The following is a 17264-nucleotide window of genomic DNA, read 5'->3' as shown; positions in this document are numbered from 1 at the left end:
ATGGCAACAGAAAAGCGGCGTGAGCGGGAGCAAGCGTGACGACGGTACTCATAGCCGAGGACGACGAGGACATCCGTGACCTCGTGGTGTTCAAGCTCGAGCAGGCGGGGTTCACCGTCATCGCCGCCCCGGACGGCACCGCTGCGCTCGCAGCGGCCCAGGCGCAGACGCCCGACCTCGCCGTGATCGACGTGTCGATGCCACAACTGTCCGGACTGGACCTCTGCCGCCTGCTGCGGGCCGATCCCCGGACCGCCGGGACGCTGATCATCATGCTGACCGCGCGCTCGCAGGAGGGCGACGTCGAGGCCGGCTTCTCGGCCGGCGCCGACGACTACATCGTCAAGCCGTTCAGTCCACGCGAACTCACCTCCCGCATCCGCGCGCTGATGCAGCGGCACGGCCGGGAAGAGGCCCGGCGGAGCGAGGCGCTCGGGTGATCCAGTTGGCGTCGGTGACGATCGGCGTCCTGCTCGGCATCTCGACCGCCGCGGCCCTGCTCATCGCCGTACTGCGTGCCGCTCGCGGCCTGCGGCAACGCCGCCGCGCCGAACGCGCCGCCGCCCCGCGGCGGGCCCTGCTGGCGCTCGCCGCCGGCGGCGAGGGCGCGCCGGAGCTGGAAGCCGTGGCGGGCATGCCGGACGACGCCTGGCGCGCCGTGGAACCGACGGCGCTGGACCTGCTGGCCAAGGTACGCGGGGAGGCGCGCGAGAGCCTGGCGGAGGTCTTCGCGCGTCGGGGCGTGGTCGCCCGGGCGCTGCGGGACCTGCGCGACGGCCGTCCGATCACCCAGGCCCGGGCGGCCGAGCTGCTGGGTAGGTTGGGCCGCCGGGAAGCGGTCCCGGCGCTCTGCTCGCTCGTCGCCGACCCCCGCGCGCACAGCCGTCGCGGGACGGTCACCGGTGTTCGGGCCGAGTTGCGCGTGGTGGCGATCCGGGCGCTCGGCCGGCTCGGGGACCCCTCCGCCGTCGCTCCGCTGGTGTCGAGCCTCGGCGGCGCCGATCCCGCGCCCTCCCAGTTGGTGGCGCACGCGCTGATCCAGCTCGGACCCGACGCCGCGCCCGCGCTGATGACCGCGCTGAACGCCCCGCAACCACTGGTCCGGATGACCGTCCTGGACGCGCTCGGCCGGCTCGGCGCGGCCGGCGCCGAGCAGCGCGTCGCCGCGTTGCTCCACGACGACCCATCGCCCTCCGTACGGGAGACCGCGGCCACCGCGCTCGGCCGGTTGGGCACCGGCTCCGCTCTGCGACCACTGCTCGACGCGGCCAACTCCGACGAATCGCTGGCACTGCGCGCGTCGGCGGTGCGCGCCCTCGGGCAGCTCGGGGCGCGCGAGGCGATCGCCCCGCTCACGGCGCTGATCGCCAGTCCGCATTACCGCATCGCCCACGAGGCCGCCGGCGCGCTGCGGCGGCTCGGGTCGGCGGGGCACGCAACGCTGCGGGAGCTGGCCGGCCGATCGGGCACGGACGGGGCGGGCGCGCACGCCCGGGAAGCACTCGGCATGGCCGAGCTGACGGGTCAGCGGTGACCTCCCTCGCCGGCGTGCTGCACACCCTGCTGCGGTCCGCCGACACCGCGGTCCTCGTCTACTTCTTCCTCATCAACACGAGCTACCTGATCCTCGTCGTGCTGGCCGCGACGGAGTTCGTCCGGCACCGGCGGCGGATTCCGTTCGACGGCGCGGAGGAGGCCTACCGGAACCCGTTGACCCCGCCCGCGTCGGTCCTCGTGCCGGCGTACAACGAGGGGCCGGGCGTCGTGGCCGCCGTGCACGCCATGCTCAATCTCTGGTACCCGACGCTCGAGGTCGTGGTCGTCGACGACGGCTCCACCGACGACACGTTCGAGCGGCTTCGCGCGGAGTTCGACCTCGTCGAGGTGCCCCGCGTGCTGCCGACCGACGTTCCGGTGACCGGCCGGGTCCGGTCGGTGCACGTGCCGCGCTCCGGCACGGGCGCGCTGGTCGTCGTCCGCAAGGACAACGGCGGTAAGGCGGACGCCCTCAACGCCGGCATCAACCTGGCCCGGTATCCGCTGATCACGATGGTGGACGCCGACTCGATCCTGGACCCGCGCGCGCTGCTCTCGGTCGCCAAGCCGTTCGCCGACGACCCGCTCCGCGTCGTCGCCTCCGGCGGTGTGGTCCGCGTCGCGAACGGCTGCACCATCCTGGGCGGCCGGGTCGTCGAGGTGCGCATGCCGCGCCGCTGGCTGGAGCGCATCCAGGTGGTCGAATACCTGCGCAGCTTTCTGCTCGGGCGCACCGGGTGGTCGCGGCTCGGCGGGCTGCTCATCATCTCGGGCGCGTTCGGCTTGTTCCGCCGTGACCTGCTGGTGGAGGTCGGCGGGATGGCCGAGGACTGCATCGGCGAGGACGCCGAGCTCGTCGTACGGCTGCACCGGCATCTCCGTGCGCAGCGCCGCGACTACCGCATCGTCTTCGTGGCGGAGCCGGTCTGCTGGAGTGAGGTTCCGGCCACCGCGCGGGTCCTCGGGCGGCAGCGGCGGCGTTGGCACCGCGGCCTCACCGAGATCCTGCGCAAGCACCGCGGCATGATCGGCAACCCGCGGTACGGACGGATCGGGCTCCTCGCGCTCCCCCACTTCCTCCTCTTCGAGTTTCTGGCACCGGTAGTGGAGATCCTCGGTCTGCTGATCGTTCCGGTCGCCCTGACCGTCGAATCGGTGGACCTGGAGTTCGCCTGGCGGTTCATCCTGGTCGCCTACGGCTACGGCACTCTCGTCACGCTCATCGCACTGCTGCTCGAGGAGTCGGTGTTCCACCGGTACAACCGGCCGCGCGACGTCGTCAGCGCGCTGATCGCCGCGCTGCTGGAGAACCTGGGATACCGGCAGCTCACCGCCGTGTGGCGACTGCAGGGCGCCTGGGCGGCGCTGCGGGGCCACCGTCCGGTGTGGGGGGTCATGACGCGGCAGGGCTTCGACAGCCGGTCGCCGGTCGCGCACAGCCAACGGAGTTCCGGCGGCCGACACCGGGTGCGGTGACCCGCCGAGCTCTCCCGCAGCGCCTCCGCGCTGCGGCTCAGGCGGCGAAGGAGACGCCGGAGCGGCCGCGCTTGGCGATGTACATCGCCTCGTCCGCCGACCGGATGACCTCTTCCGGCCCGCGCTGCGGTGCGGCCGCGGCGTCGACCAGCGTGACCCCGATGCTCGGGGTCACCCGCACCGTCCGCCCGGCCACCACGATCGGCTCACCGATGGAGGCGATCAGGCGACGGCCCAGGTCTTCCGCGTTCCAGCGGTCCCCGACCTGCTCCGCCACCACCACGAACTCGTCGCCACCGAGGCGGGCCGCGACGTCGTGACGGCGCACCGACGCCCAGAGCCGCTCGGCGGTCACCCGAAGCACCTCGTCGCCGGCCTCGTGCCCGAGGTCGTCGTTGATCCGCTTGAACCCGTCGAGGTCGAGGAAGAGGACCGCCACCAGCCCGGCGCCGGCCGCGCACCGGTTGAGCACCTGGGCCAGGTGGTCGAGGAGGAAACGTCGGTTGGGGAGCCCGGTGAGCGGGTCGTGCAGCGCGAGTCGCTCCTCGCGGCGCTGCTCGGTGACGTCGCGGTTGATCGCGATGGCACCGGCGAGGTGCCCCAACTGATCGGTCATCGCGGTCATCGAGCAGAGCAACTGGACCTCATCGCCGTCCGCGCGCCGCTGCCGCAGCTCACCGTTCCACACACCGGTCCGGCCGAGTTCGGCGAGCAGGTCGGCGCGGGTGACCGCCTCACCGCCGTTGGCGATGAACTGCGTGGCGAGCAGGGCCTGCGCGTCGCAGCCGAGCGCCTCCGCCGCTGAATACAGGTAGACCCGCTCCGCGGCGCTGTTCCAGTTGACGATCCGGTCCTCGGAGTCCCACGCGATGATCACATCGGAGACCTGGTCGACGAGTTCGGCCTGCCGGCGCATGTCGTCCAGCGCGGCGGTCGAGAAGTGCAACCGGTCGATGGCGACCAGGGTGGCGGCGGCGGTGTCGGCGATCGCGTGCAGGAAGGCGACGTCGCCGTCGGCGTACGTCGGGTTTCCGGCGTCCCGGGTGGCGACGAGCACCCCCCGGACGGACCCGTCACCGCCGAGTGGAACGACCGCCACGGCGCCGAGGCCGTTGGCCGCGTTCCACGGCGCGGCCGCGAGTTCGGGGCCGTCGAGGTGCGCGGTGACCTCGGCCGGTCCGAGAACGGCCGGCACGCCCGCCTCCAGGACGGCGTAGAGCAGGTCCGCTCCCCACGAGTCCTCGATCAGGTCACCGGCGTGCCGCAGCAGGCGTTCGGCCCGCGCGTCGCGGTGGGCGGCGCCGTCGCGCGTCAGCCCGGTGCGCTCCCCGGGCATCGTCAGCCACAGGCTGCATCCGTCGCCGAGCAGGTCGGCGACGGCGCGGACGACGGACTCGGTCACCCGCCGTTGCTCCAGGACCGGGCCGGTCATGGTCCGGGCGATGTCCACGACAGCCTGCAGTCGCCGGGCATCCATCGGCCTCGCCGTCATCCCATTCCTCCATCAGCGGCGACACGGAGCGGGGCCCGACAGCCTGCCGGGCACCCGCGGACCCACCGTCGCCCACAGGTACGTAACGTCATGATCGGCCGATCCGGACTGAACATGAGGCTGCTGAGGATGGATCCTCGGCCGGTTCCCGACTCGGCGTTGGAGGGAATTCCATGCTGACCATCGGCATGCTCGGCGGAATGAGCTGGGAAAGCAGCGCGCAGTACTACCAGCTCGCCAACGAGCTGGTCCGCGCGCGGCTGGGCGGGCTGCATTCCGCCCGATGCCTGCTGCACTCGGTCGACTTCGCGGAGGTGGAACGCCTCCAGGTGGAAGGCCGATGGGAGGAGGCCGGCGCGCTGCTGGCCACGGCCGCCGCGGGGGTGCAGGCCGGCGGGGCGGATCTGCTGCTGCTCTGCACGAACACCATGCACAAGGTCGCCGATCGGGTGCAGGCCGCGATCGGCATCCCGCTGCTGCACATCGCCGACGTGACCGCCGAGGCGGTCCGGGCCGCCGGACTGCGCACGGTGGGACTTCTCGGCACCGCCTTCACGATGGAACAGGACTTCTACCGCGACCGGCTCGCGGGTCACGGGCTCGACGTGCTCACCCCCGAGCCCGACGACCGTTCGCTCGTCCACCGCGTCATCTACGACGAGCTCTGCGTGGGTGTGATAAGCGACCACTCGCGCGCGGCGTACCAGCAGGTGATCGGTCGTCTCGTCACGGCCGGCGCGGAGGGCGTCATTCTCGGCTGCACCGAGATCGAGCTCCTGGTCACCGCGGCCGACAGCCCGGTGCCGCTCTTTCCCACCACCCGCCTGCACGTCGAGGCCGCCGTCGACCGGGCCCTGCGCCGGTAGCCCCGGCGCACCGCGCTCCCCCGTTCCTTCCGGGACGCCGAGCGGGGGGCCGGGGCGGGCGCTCAACGGCGATCAGCCGACGTTGCTGGGTCCCAGCACGGTCTTGAGGTCGGCCATCAGCGCGGTGGTGGACGCCACCCGGACGGCGTTGAGTCGCAGCAGGGTCGTCCGGCTGCCGTTGAGGAGCTTCACGTGCACCTCGGAGTCGCCGGGGTGCCGGGTGAGGACCTCTTTGAGGCTGTCGACCAGCGGCGGGGTGCACCGGGTGATCGGCACGGTGAGGGTCACCGGCTTCGTGGTGCCGGGTTCGGTGATTTCCGGCATGGACATGTCCATCGCCATGATCCGGGGGGTGTCGTCGCGGCGGTCGATCCGCCCCTTGACGATCACGATCGCGTCTTCGGCGATGTACTGGCCGACCAACTCGTACGTATTCGGGAAGAAGAGCGTCTCGACGCCGCCGGCGAGGTCCTCCAGGGTGGCGGACGCCCAGGCCCGCCCCTGCTTCGTGACCCGCCGCTGGACGCCGGAGAGGATGCCGGCGAGCGTGACGACGGCGCCGTCGGGCACGGCGCCGTCCTCCGAGAGCGCGGCGATGGTGGTGTCCGCGGCCGACGAGAGCACGTGTTCGAGGCCGAAGAGCGGGTGGTCGGAGACGTAGAGGCCGAGCATCTCGCGCTCGAACGCGAGCCGGTCGCGCTTCTCCCACTCGGCCGTGCCGATGGTCGGCATGACCAGCGTGCTGCCCCCACCGTTGCCGTCACCGAAGCCCGCACCGAAGAGGTCGTACTGGCCCACGGCCTCGTTGCGCTTGACGTCGGCGTACGCGTCGATGGCCTCGGCGTGCACGGCGAGCAGCCCCTTGCGGGTGTGGCCCATGGAATCGAACGCCCCGGCCTTGATCAGGGATTCGATCGTCTTCTTGTTGCAGGCCACGGCGTCCACTTTGGCGAGAAAGTCGTAGAAGTCGCCGTAGTCGCCCTTTTCCTTGCGGCACCGCATGATCGCGTCGACGACGTTGTTGCCGACGTTGCGCACGGCGGCCAGGCCGAACCGGATGTCGTTGCCGACCGGGGTGAAGGGCCCGGCCGAGGTGTTGACGTCCGGGGGCAGGACGCTGATCCCCATGCGCCGGCACTCGGCCAGGTACAGGGCCATCTTGTCCTTGTCGTCACCGACCGAGGTAAGCAGACCGGCCATGTATTCGGCCGGGTAGTTGGCCTTGAGGTAGCCGGTCCAGTAGGAGACCAGGCCGTAGCCGGCGGTGTGCGCCTTGTTGAAGGCGTAGTCGGCGAACGGGACGAGGATGTCCCAGAGCTTCTTGATGGCCTCATCGGAGTAGCCGTTGGCCCGCATGCCGTCGCGGAACGGGATGTACTCCTTGTCGAGGACCTCCTTCTTCTTCTTACCCATCGCGCGGCGCAGCAGGTCGGCCTGGCCCAGGCTGTAGCCGGCGAGCTTCTGTGCCGCGCGCTGCACCTGCTCCTGGTAGACGATCAGTCCGTACGTCGGCCCCAGAATCTCGGAAAGGGGCTCCTCCAGCTCCGGGTGGATCGGGATGATCTCCTGCTGGCCGTTCTTGCGGAGCGCGTAGTTGGTGTGCGAGTTCGCGCCCATCGGGCCGGGGCGGTAGAGCGCGAGCACCGCGGAGATGTCTTCGAAGTTGTCCGGCTTCATCAGGCGGAGCAGCGAGCGCATGGGGCCGCCGTCGAGCTGGAAGACGCCGAGGGTGTCACCGCGGGAGAGCAGATCGTACGTGGGCTTGTCGTCCAGCGGCAGCGCCAGCAGGTCGACCTTGAGCCCGTGGTTGATCTCGATGTTCTTGAGCGCGTCGTCGATGATCGTCAGGTTGCGCAGGCCGAGGAAGTCCATCTTCAGCAGCCCGAGCGACTCGCAGGTCGGATAGTCGAACTGCGTGATGATCGCCCCGTCGGCGTCGCGGCGCATCAGCGGGATGTGGTCGATGATCGGCTCGGCGGACATGATGACGCCGGCGGCGTGCACCCCGGTCTGCCGGATCAGCCCCTCGATCCCGCGCGCGGTGTCGATGACCTTCTTGACGTCGGGGTCGGACTCGTAGAGGCCGCGGATCTCGTTGGCCTCGGAGTACCGCGGGTGCGACGAGTCGAAGATCCCGGTGAGCGGGATGTCCTTGCCCATCACCGCCGGCGGCATCGCCTTGGTGATCCGGTCCCCCACCGCGTACGGGAAGCCGAGGACGCGGGCGGAGTCCTTGATCGCGGCCTTCGCCTTGATCGTGCCGAAGGTCGCGATCTGGGCGACCTTGTCCTCGCCCCACTTCTGCGTGACGTAGCGGATGACGTCACCGCGCCGACGCTCGTCGAAGTCGATGTCGACATCCGGCATCGACACACGCTCGGGGTTGAGGAACCGCTCGAAGATCAGACCGTGCGGGAGCGGATCGAGGTCGGTGATGCCCAGCGCGTACGCGACGAGCGAGCCGGCGGCGGATCCACGGCCCGGACCGACCGCGATGCCCTGGCTCTTGGCCCACTGGATGAAGTCGGCGACCACGAGGAAGTACGACGGGAAGCCCATCTGGAGGATGACGCCGAGCTCGTACTCCGCCTGCGTGACGTGGGTCTCCGGCACCCCGTTCGGGAACCGGCGGGCCAATCCGGCGAACGTCTCCTTGCGGAACCAGCTCTCCTCGGTCTCCCCCTCGGGCACCGGGAAGCGGGGCATCAGGTTGCGGAAGGTGAACATCCCGGTGGTGTCGACCTTCTCCGCGATCAGCAGCGTGTTGCGACACCCCTCCAGCCAGATGTCCGAGTTGTCCACGGCGCGCATCTGGTCGGCCGACTTGACGAAGTAGCCGGCGCCGTCGAAGCGGAAGCGGTTGGGGTCGGAGACGTTGCTGCCGGTCTGCACGCAGAGCAGCACGTCGTGCGCCTCGGCTTGCGCCTCGTGCGTGTAGTGGGAGTCGTTGGTGACCACGGGCGGGATGCTCAGGCGACGTCCGATTTCCACCAGGTCGTCGCGGACCCGCCGCTCGATGTCGAGCCCGTGGTCCATCAGCTCCAGAAAATAGTGCTCTTTGCCGAAAATGTCCTGGTACGCGGCGGCGGTCTTGAGCGCCTCGTCGAACTGCCCGAGCCGCAGCCGGGTCTGCACCGCGCCGGACGGACAGCCGGTCGTCGCCATGATCCCGTCGGAGTACTGCGCGATCAACTCCATGTCCATGCGCGGCCACTTCACGTAGTGGCCCTCCATGGAGGCGCGCGAGTTGAGCGCGAAGAGGTTCTTCAGCCCGACCGCGTTGCGGGCCCACATGGTCATGTGGGTGATCGCGCCGTTTCCGGAGATGTCGTCGCGCTTCTGCTCCGGCCGGCCCCACTTCACCCGCTGCTTGTGGAAGCGCGACTCGGGCGCCACGTACGCCTCGACGCCGAGCAGCGGCGTGATCTCGGCGGCCATGGCCTGCTTGTAGAAGTCGTACGCGCCGTGCATGTTGCCGTGGTCGGTGATCGCCACCGCCGGCATGCCGAGCCGCTTGGCCTCGGCGAACAGGTCCTTCAGCCGCGCGGCGCCGTCAAGCATGGAGTACTCGGTATGGACGTGCAGGTGCACGAACGAGTCACCCATGGCGACGATCACCCCTTTTTGATCATGTGTTCCGGCGGCGGAGGTCCAGCCTATCGGCGTTACCGCCGGTCGCCGACGACCGACTCACGAGGCAACCATCACCCGGTCGATCCAGCGCCGCGGCCGGGCGTACGCGCGGGCGACCGGGTCGAGCCCGAACAACGCGGCCATGATCGTGAACCAGCCCGCGGTCATGACGACCATCACAGCGACCGCCGTGGCCCGCAGTCCGCCGCCCACGCCGGCCGGGAGCAGCGCGCTGAAGAGGCTGCCGAAGAAAACGGCGGCCTTGGGGTCGCGATCACCTGGGCGGCGCAGGACATCTACCGGGAGGTTCGCGAATCCCGCCGCGACCTTTCGCTCCTCACAGACCAGGAGGAGGCGCTGCAGCGGTCCCGGAAGGGCCTGGCGGCCCACGCGGTGGAGGTGACGTTCGAAGATGATCACGGACTGTGGCTACGGGACGGGAGGAACGGACGGTTGCAGGAACTACAGCCGCGTCTGACGAAGGTGCCGCGGACGCCGCCGATCAGGGCTGGGAACTCGTCCGGCAGCACCAGCGCGGTTGATCACGGCTCGATCAGCTCGGTGCGGAGTTCGTGGCTGCCGTCCGCGAGCGGCGCCTCGTAGTAGAGGCGGTAGCCACCGCGCGGCAGCGCAAGGACATCGAGATAGCGCACGGCGGCGGCGGGCACATCCGCCGTCGCCACGAGCTGCCCGCGCGGACCGACCCGGCGGGCCAGCCCCGTACGCTCGGCGAAGTTCTCCGCCGCGCTGGCCCGACCGTCATAGCTGGCCCGGCCGTCCGGCAGCACCGCCGTCACCCGCGCGCCGCGGGCGTCCCAGCGTCCGGGGCGACCGACGAGTGCCGGACCGTGCCACTGCCAGTCGAGGCCGTCGTCGCTCGTCGCGTACGCCGTGGTCATGCGATCCTCCGCACCCCGCTCGTCGAGGGGATGGCAGCAGATCCAGGCATGCCAGCGTCCGTCGAAGCGACGGATCACCGGGTCCTTCACCGCCGTACGCGCGTCGCCCGGGAAGACCACCCGGGACTCGGTATCGGCCAGCCCGGCCGGATCGTCCGCCTCGAGCGCCTCGATCCACCAGTGCTTGCTCTCCGGCCAGTCGCCGCTCGCGCAGCAGACGTAGAGCCGCCAGCGCCCCGTCCCGGTCCGCACCAGCGCGGGGCGTTGCAGCGAGAATGCACCGAAGCGCGCCCTGTCCAGCGTGGCGACGGTGCGGAGCCGCTCGCCGTCGGATGACCGGGCGACGACCGTCCTGGCGATCCCGTCAGCGGTCACCCGGACCCGGTAGGCGACGACAACGTTCCCGTCCGCGTCCAGCGTGGCGCTCGGCGCCCCCGCCCAACTCTCCGGGCCGGCGCCCGGCGCGGGGACCGCGACCGCGACGCGGCCCGCGCCGGGTAGCGGAAACCTGCTCATCGGGTCACCTTAACCAGTACGCGGGCTGACATCCATGGATCGGTCTGTGGCCCGCTCCGCCCGGGGGGCGACCGCGCAGACCCGCTCGCCGATGCCCATCCCGCTGCTCGCGCAGACCGTGAACGGGGCGTGCGGACCGGCTTCGTGGAGGTGAACGCGGCGGCTGCTCGCGCAGACGGCTCAGCTCGACAGGTTGCGGCGAACAGGTTTGACGGGCAGCGGGTGGTCTCGCACCGTGGATGTCCGACGCCGCCGTCCGTCCCCCTTGGACGGCGGCGTCAGACACGGGAAGGCCGGACACAACGGCGGCTCGGGCCCCGAATCGCGCCGCCGACTCCCGTATACATGCACCCGGCCTCGACGAATCCCATCGGCGTTTTCGTCCGCGCTGTAAGGGATTTGGAAAGGTGAACTGCGTCAGCGCCAGATGTCGTACTGGTAGAGGTTGTAGGTCTTCATGATGCCGGTCATCTTCGTGTAGTAGGCGGGATCCGTGGCGTAGCCGGCCTTCCAGATGCTGTAGATGAACTTGTTCGCATCGCGGTTGACGTTGAAGGAGGCGGCGTACCGGCTGTTGGCCTTGAGGAAGCTGCCGTGGTCGCGGTAGGAGTCCGTCATCGAGGAGTACGTCCGGAAGGTGGCCGAGGTGGTGAAGCACTTCCCGGCCTTGTCGCACTCGGTCGTCCGGTACGTGCGGCAACCGGCGGCGATCGGACCCGGGGTGCCGAAACACTTGATGCCGAAGTAGTTGCGGTCGTTGGCGGAGAGCTTGCTCCTCCCCCAACCCGACTCCAGGATCGCCTGCCCGATCGTGACGGAGGCCGGCACCCCGAATTCCCGCCACCCACGCTGCGCTCCCGGCACGGAAGCCGCGATGAACTGCGCATTGGTCATGGTGGGCGCGGGTGCGTCCGCGCACACCGCGAACGAGCCGGATACGACGTACGCATGGGAGACGAAACGGCCGTCGCTCAGCCGGTCCCACATCGAGCTCCCGCGCACGTCGCCCTTGATGTAGTCCCCCTCGATCTGGCAGGAGACCTTGATCGGGGCATTGTCGGCGAATGTCCCGACCACGTTCGAGGCCGTGCTCGGACCGCTCCGCACGTTCACCGAGCCGGCCACCTTGATCTTGGCATTGGTGCCCGCGGGTGAAGGAGCGGGAGCCGGCGCCGGTTTCGGCTTCGGTTTCGGCTTGGGCGGCGGCGGGCACCGGCGGATCGCCCCGGACACCACGTACGCGTGCGAGACGTAGCGGCCGTTCGTCAGCCGGTTCCACAGCGTCGTGCGGCGCACATCGCCCTTGACGGACTGGCCGACGACCTGGCAGTCGATGCTGATCCTGGCCTTGTTGCGCAGCTTGCCGACAACCTTGGAGCTGGTGGTGGCAGCGCTGCGCACGTTCAGGCTGCCGCTGACTTTGATCGTGCCGCCCACGGCGGCCTGCGCCGGGGACGGTGCGACGACCGTGCCGACGGTGACCGCGCAGATGGCCACCATCGGCCCGATGATCCAGCGTCGTGCGATGTGATGCATGGTGAGAGACCCCTCGGACGGCGATGTCAAGCAACACCATCGGCGCGGATCGGTCCCGGTCCAGGATCTGGCCAGTTGCGGATCAGTTGCGGGGCCGGCCGCGCGGCGCTCATGCGGAGCCGCGGACCCACAGGGCGGCGGACCCACAGAGCCGCGGAGGGCGGAGACGGAGATGGCTCAGGCGGTAGCGGCGCGGATCCGGTGCAGGATCACGCGCGCGGCGCGGGCGACCGTGACACGGTCGTAGAGCAGCCGGTACTCGTAGCCGCCGGCCGGCCGCCCGGGCAGCCGCTCCTGCGCGACCAGCATGGCCGCGTAGTGCGGTCCGATCAGGATGACCGAGAGCTCGTCCTGGAGTGGATCGTCGCCCGCCATGGCCGCCAGCCGAACTCCGGCTATGCGCTGGTGGGGCGGCCGGCGTACCAGCACGCCCGCATAGCTGGCGCCGGCGGCGACGGACTCCAGGGCGGTCAGCGGCGCGCCGGAGAGGAGCTTGTTGCCGGGGAGACAGGCCAGGAACATGATCGGGTCCGGGTCGGCGGTGACCCTCCGCTCCAGGTGCGCAGCGAGGGCCGTGAGGACCGCCTCGCTGGCCGGCAACGCCCGATCGGCGCCGGCCGCCAGCCGGAACGGGGTTTCGGCGAACTTCGGCGGGGGCAGCGGCTCGATCAGCCGGACCGGATTGGTCGGCGACGTGGAGGTGGTCGGCAGCGCGCCGGGCGCGCCGAAGAGATAACCCTGACCGAGTACGGCGCCGAGGCCGCGCGCGGTCCGCAGGTGGCCTTCGGTCTCGATGCCGACCGCCATGATGGACGCGTTCGTCCGCTCGGCGTGCGCGGTGACGGCATTCATCACCTGGGCCGCGTTCGGATGGGTGTCCTTGTGTACGAGCGAGACGTCGATCTTCGCCACGTCGGGGCGGGCGAACGGCATCAGCGCCAGGGCCTTCGTGTCGACCCCGATGCTGTCCAGCGAGACGCCCCAGCCCGAGGCGCGGGCCTTGTCGATGCTCGCCACGGTCGAGTGCGGGTCGACCATCAGCGCGTGCTCGGAAAACTCCAGGAAGACCTTGAACCGGCGGTGGGCGGCCACCAGCGCGTGCGCCAGGTCGTCCGGCAGGGGTCGGCCGAGGGTGGTCGGGTCCACGTTGATGAACAGCGACATCTCCGGCGGCAGTCCGATGTTCACCGCGGTGGTGAAGGCGGCGGCGACGGCCACGAGGTCGAGTTCCCAGGTGAGCCCGACCGCCTCGGCGGCCGCGAACATCTGGGTGGGCGTTTCGAACGGGGTCCCCGCCGGTCCCCGGGCGAATGCCTCGTAGCCGACCACTTCCCGTGTCTCGAGGTGCACGATCGGTTGGAACTGGCTCGTGACCATCCGGCCCCGAACCAGTTCCTCGATCGTCAGTTTCGCCCCGTCGTCCTCACCCGGCGTGAAGCGGCGCTGAAAAAGTACGACCACGTCACGCCCCTTCTCATGATGTTGTTCCGCTCGATCAGCCGGCCAGCGCCAGCGAGAACCGACCACCGCCGTACCGCGCCACCTCCACCCGCAGGTCCACCCGGCGCCCGAGCGCGAGCAGGTGGGCGCTGGCGTCGGCGGGCAGTGCCCCGCCGTTCAGGAAGACCTGATGCAGCTTCGAGCGGGGCGTGCCCTCCTCCCGGTTGAGCAACCCGGTCAGGATGTTGCACAACTCGGTGACGTTCTCCGCCAGCACCGGGGAGAGTTCCTTCTCCTCGATGCAGTCCTGCGCACCGCCGGGCGGCAGAAGCCCGAGTGCGGCGCCGGCGTACGCGGCCAGCGACAGTTCGAGCCCGAGCACGGCGGAGAGCCGGGACGTGCTGTCGACGTACAGCGCGACCACGGTGGTGGGGAGGTCCTTGGCGACCACGGGATCTGCGGGGCTGACCGTGACCTCCCGACCCAGGAGGTCTTCCAGCATGTTGCGAATTGCCAGCGGGGCAGGGAGATTTTGTGGCATGGTCCTTTTTATCCGATAATCGGGGTGAATACCTCGGCAAAACGCTCAGCCGTGAACGGTTTGATGATGAAGAAAAGCGCGCCCGCCGCCTCGGCCTGCTCCTGCATCTCCTGCGTGCATTCGGAGGTCACGAAGCCGAACTTCACCTCATTACCGCCGGCGCGCAACGCCCGGAGCACCTCTACGCCGGTCATCTCCGGCATGTTCCAGTCCGAGATGACGAGGTCCGGCTTCTCCTCGGCGACCTTGTCGAACGCCTGCCGCCCATCGGCCGCCTCAACCAGGTCGTGCCCGTCGAATCCCGCCTGCCGCAACGTACGTGTGACGATTTGCCGCATTACTCGGCTATCGTCCGCAATCAGGATCTTCATGCCCCCGATTCCTCCGTGAGCTCACTCTGGCTCTGCCACAAACTGATCGCGACAACCTCGCCCGACCAGAGACCGGCCAACTCGCAGATCTGCTCGGCCGCCGGCCAGTGGTTGGCGCGCGCGGGCGCGCTCACCACGTGCGGCAGCGACACGAAGCACCCGGCCGGCAGCATGCTCTTGACGTTGCCGCCGACGATGTTCGCCAGCTCGCCGAGCACGTCGATCAGGTCGGCCTCGGTCACCTCGTCCGGCTCCATGGCCAGGAAGGCCCCGGCGGCCAGCTTGGCCGCGGCGGTGGAACAGGCGACGACGACATGGCCATGCCAGGATCCGGTGATGGAGACCGAGGCGTGGATGTCGCTCTTGTCGCCGGCGATCTCCGCCACAATCAGCGGGTTGACGCCCTCCGGGTCCAGATAGGACGACCAGACCTGGTCGACGATCTCGTTCAGGTCCGTAACGGTGGGTACGTACTGCGCACTCATAAACTCGCTCCGCTTGGTACGAGGCCCAGCAGGGCCAATTTCTCGACCATGGCACCCGACGTGAACGGCTTGATCACGTATTCGTGGGCTCCGGCCGCGAGCGCCCGTACGATCTGGCTCTGCTCGCTTTCGGTGGTGACCATGACCAGCGTCATTTCCCGCAGCGCCGGGTCGTCACGGGCTGCCGTGACGAACTCCAGGCCGTTCATGTTCGGCATGTTCCAGTCGATCAGCGCCAGATCCGGCTTCTGGTCCATGCCCGCGAGGACGGCAAGCGCCGCCTGCCCGTCCTCCGCCTCAACCGCTTCGAAGCCGAGCTGGCCGAGGATCCGGCGCAGGATCAACCGCATCGCCCGGGAATCGTCGATCACGATGGCGTGCACCGGACATCACCCCTTTCCCGCGATGCCGGCCGGCACCGCCGCTCTGAGTCGGTACGCCGAGGTCCGTCCGGCAACGACCCGCTCGTAGTTGTCATCCACACCGATCGTGGTCTCGGCCGCGCCGAGGAAGAGGTACCCGTCCGGCCGCAGCAATCGACTCACGCTCTGCAGCACCGACCGCTTGGTCTCGACGTCGAAGTAGATCAGTACGTTCCGAAGGAAGATCACGTCGAACGGCGGCAGCGCCGGCAGCGGCGCGGTGAGGTTCAACCGCTGGAAGGTCACGGTCCGGCGCAATGCCGGCATCACCCGCCAGTGCGCGCCGACCCGCTCGAAGTTGTGCACCAACTTCTGCACGGGCAGACCGCGGTTCACCTCCACCTGGCTGAACTCGCCGCGATCGGCCCGCTCGATCATCTCCCCCGAGATGTCGGTACCGAAGATCTCGTACGTCCACCCCGCCGGCAGCGTCTCGCGCAGCGCGATGGCCAGGCTGTACGGCTCCTGCCCGCTGGAGCAGGCCGCCGACCAGACGCGGAGATGGCGGTTGGCCGCCCGCGCCCCGATCAGCTCGGGCAGGACGTGGCCGGTCAGCGCGGTGAACGGATCCTGGTCGCGGAACCACGACGTCTCGTTGGTGGTGAGCGCATCCACGATCCGGCGCTGAGCCACCGGGTCCGGATGCCGTTGGATGTCGGCGAGGAACTCGGCGACGCTCGCGGCGCCGATCTGCCTGGCGACCGGGATGAGCCTGGCCTCGACCAGGTACTCCTTTCCTGGTCCCAGGACAATTGCGGACTCGCGGCGTACCAGTGCGGAGACGAACGCGAAATCCGTAGCGGACAGAGTCATCGGGTCACCACCTTCGGCCGGGCCTGTCGCCCAGCGGTCATACGGGTATTGAGGTATGTGCCGATCTCCGCGAGCGGCAGCACGGTGTGCGCGAGTCCGGCCTCGACGACGGCGCCGGGCATGCCCCACACCACCGAGCTCGCCTCGTCCTGAGCGATCACCTCGGCGCCCGCGGCGTGCAGCGTCTCGCAGCCGCGACGACCGTCATGACCCATCCCGGTCAGGATCAGCGCGAGCGACGACGCGCCGTACACGCGGTTCACGGACCGGAAGAGCACGTCGACGGCCGGGCGGCACGAGTTCTCCGGCGGCGCGTCGGTCAGCCGGGTGACACGGCTGGTTCCCCGTTGCGTCACCTCGAGGTGGCGGTCACCGGGGGCGATGTAGACGACGCCCGGGTTGATCGGCATGTCGTCCTCGGCTTCTACGACGCGCAGCCCGGCCATCCGGTTGAGCCGCTCGGCGAACATCCGGGTGAAGACCGGCGGCATGTGCTGGACGACCACCACCGGCACGTCCAGGTCTGCCGGCAGGGCGCCGATCACCTTGGCCAGGGCGTCGGGGCCACCGGTCGAGGCGCCGATGGTGATGACGTCGATGCGGTTCCGTGGCGGTGTGGTGCGTACCGGTCGTGTTACGGGTCCCGCGGTCGGCCGCGCCGCGGGCGACGTGAACGGGGTCCGGGTCCGGGTCGGCGGCGCCGACCGACCGCCGCGACCGGCCAGGGCCCGCATCCGCGGCACCAACTGCTCACGAACCGCCTGGATCGACGCGGCCACGCTGCCGACGTTCGCCGGCTTGGTCACGTAGTCCGTCGCGCCCGCCGCGAGGGCGTCCAGAGTGGCCGCGGCCCCGGCCGAGCTGAGGGTGCTGAACATGATGATCGGCAGCATGCGGTGTGACCTACGCAGCGCCCGCACGGCGCTGATGCCGTCCATCTCCGGCATTTCGATGTCCATCGTCACCACGTCGGGTGTGAGCTGGTCCACCTTCGCCAGGGCGATCCGCCCGTTGGCAGCCGTCCCGACGACCCGGATATCGGGTAGCCCGGTCAGGGCGTCCACGATCAGGCGACGGACGACGACCGAGTCGTCTACCACCAGAACTGAGATCACTTCGGTCGCCTTCCTGGACCCGGGACGAAACGGGCGGCTGCCCGGTGTCGCGCACTCCCTATCGCCCGGATCGGAGCGGACCTGAGGAGTGCGGGCGAACCGGTCATTTCTGGTTGTCAGAAG

Annotated in this window: 16 protein-coding genes; 4 read left to right on the top strand and 12 right to left on the bottom strand. The window is 69.9% G+C overall.

The genetic code is table 11. The features are described 5' to 3' along the window. Positions 1 to 35: 35 nt before the first annotated feature. Genes AB0J06_RS22465 through AB0J06_RS22455 form a run of 3 tightly spaced genes read left to right on the top strand, consistent with a single transcriptional unit; the run spans position 36 to position 3012 of the window. Positions 36 to 440, top strand: coding sequence for a response regulator (locus AB0J06_RS22465; protein WP_357430959.1), 405 nt, complete (start codon positions 36 to 38; stop codon positions 438 to 440). Beyond that, positions 437 to 1534 carry a HEAT repeat domain-containing protein gene (locus AB0J06_RS22460; protein ID WP_357430957.1) on the top strand — a complete coding sequence of 366 codons (1098 nt, stop codon included), beginning with the start codon at positions 437 to 439 and terminating at the stop codon, positions 1532 to 1534. The genes AB0J06_RS22465 and AB0J06_RS22460 overlap by 4 nt, the downstream gene beginning before the upstream one ends. Continuing rightward, positions 1531 to 3012, top strand: a complete 1482-nt coding sequence (locus tag AB0J06_RS22455) for a glycosyltransferase (RefSeq protein WP_357430955.1) — start codon at positions 1531 to 1533, stop codon at positions 3010 to 3012. The genes AB0J06_RS22460 and AB0J06_RS22455 overlap by 4 nt, the downstream gene beginning before the upstream one ends. A 37-nt stretch (positions 3013 to 3049) precedes the next feature. On the opposite strand, the gene AB0J06_RS22450 is transcribed toward AB0J06_RS22455, so the two are convergent. Continuing rightward, complete coding sequence (locus AB0J06_RS22450) at positions 3050 to 4504, bottom strand: diguanylate cyclase (RefSeq protein WP_357430953.1); 1455 nt, start codon at positions 4502 to 4504, stop codon at positions 3050 to 3052. 173 nt (positions 4505 to 4677) lie between these two features. Here AB0J06_RS22450 and AB0J06_RS22445 point away from each other — a divergent pair, with 173 nt between their 5' ends. After that, positions 4678 to 5370, top strand: a complete 693-nt coding sequence (locus AB0J06_RS22445) for an aspartate/glutamate racemase family protein (RefSeq protein WP_357430951.1) — start codon at positions 4678 to 4680, stop codon at positions 5368 to 5370. A gap of 72 nt (positions 5371 to 5442) precedes the next feature. Here AB0J06_RS22445 and dnaE read toward each other — a convergent pair whose 3' ends face one another. The 11 genes from dnaE to AB0J06_RS22390 form a co-directional block, all read right to left on the bottom strand. After that, positions 5443 to 8976, bottom strand: coding sequence for a DNA polymerase III subunit alpha (gene dnaE / locus AB0J06_RS22440; RefSeq protein ID WP_357430950.1), 3534 nt, complete (start codon positions 8974 to 8976; stop codon positions 5443 to 5445). 84 nt (positions 8977 to 9060) lie between these two features. Then, on the bottom strand, positions 9061 to 9423 hold the full coding sequence (locus AB0J06_RS22435) for a hypothetical protein (protein WP_357430948.1): 363 nt from the start codon (positions 9421 to 9423) through the stop codon (positions 9061 to 9063). Between the two features lie 122 nt (positions 9424 to 9545). After that, entirely contained in the window at positions 9546 to 10418 is an 873-nt protein-coding gene (locus tag AB0J06_RS22430; RefSeq protein ID WP_357430946.1) for a hypothetical protein, read from the bottom strand. Positions 10419 to 10835: 417 nt separating this feature from the next. Beyond that, on the bottom strand, positions 10836 to 11918 hold the full coding sequence (gene gsmA / locus AB0J06_RS22425) for a sporangiospore maturation cell wall hydrolase GsmA (RefSeq protein ID WP_357430944.1): 1083 nt from the start codon (positions 11916 to 11918) through the stop codon (positions 10836 to 10838). 213 nt (positions 11919 to 12131) lie between these two features. Then, entirely contained in the window at positions 12132 to 13415 is a 1284-nt protein-coding gene (locus tag AB0J06_RS22420) for an EAL domain-containing protein (RefSeq protein ID WP_357430942.1), read from the bottom strand. Between the two features lie 34 nt (positions 13416 to 13449). After that, positions 13450 to 13896: a hypothetical protein gene (locus AB0J06_RS22415; protein ID WP_357430940.1), complete on the bottom strand. Its 447-nt coding sequence runs from the start codon at positions 13894 to 13896 to the stop codon at positions 13450 to 13452. Between the two features lie 47 nt (positions 13897 to 13943). Further along, a complete protein-coding gene (locus AB0J06_RS22410; RefSeq protein WP_357430938.1) occupies positions 13944 to 14306 on the bottom strand; it encodes a response regulator in 363 nt (120 codons plus the stop codon). Further along, positions 14303 to 14791 (bottom strand): chemotaxis protein CheX, encoded by a 489-nt coding sequence (locus AB0J06_RS22405; RefSeq protein WP_357430936.1) that lies wholly within the window; start codon positions 14789 to 14791, stop codon positions 14303 to 14305. The genes AB0J06_RS22410 and AB0J06_RS22405 overlap by 4 nt, the downstream gene beginning before the upstream one ends. Further along, positions 14788 to 15174: a response regulator gene (locus AB0J06_RS22400; RefSeq protein WP_357430934.1), complete on the bottom strand. Its 387-nt coding sequence runs from the start codon at positions 15172 to 15174 to the stop codon at positions 14788 to 14790. Before AB0J06_RS22400 ends, AB0J06_RS22405 begins: the two co-directional genes overlap by 4 nt. A 6-nt stretch (positions 15175 to 15180) precedes the next feature. Then, positions 15181 to 16026: a CheR family methyltransferase gene (locus tag AB0J06_RS22395; protein ID WP_357430932.1), complete on the bottom strand. Its 846-nt coding sequence runs from the start codon at positions 16024 to 16026 to the stop codon at positions 15181 to 15183. Next, positions 16023 to 17141: a chemotaxis response regulator protein-glutamate methylesterase gene (locus AB0J06_RS22390; RefSeq protein WP_357430930.1), complete on the bottom strand. Its 1119-nt coding sequence runs from the start codon at positions 17139 to 17141 to the stop codon at positions 16023 to 16025. Before AB0J06_RS22390 ends, AB0J06_RS22395 begins: the two co-directional genes overlap by 4 nt. Positions 17142 to 17264: the final 123 nt, after the last annotated feature.

The organism is Micromonospora sp. NPDC049679 (assembly GCF_040659735.1).
Lineage (GTDB): Bacteria > Actinomycetota > Actinomycetes > Mycobacteriales > Micromonosporaceae > Micromonospora_I.
Note: the sequence above shows the minus strand (reverse complement) of the source record. Positions and strands in the feature narration are given on the sequence as shown.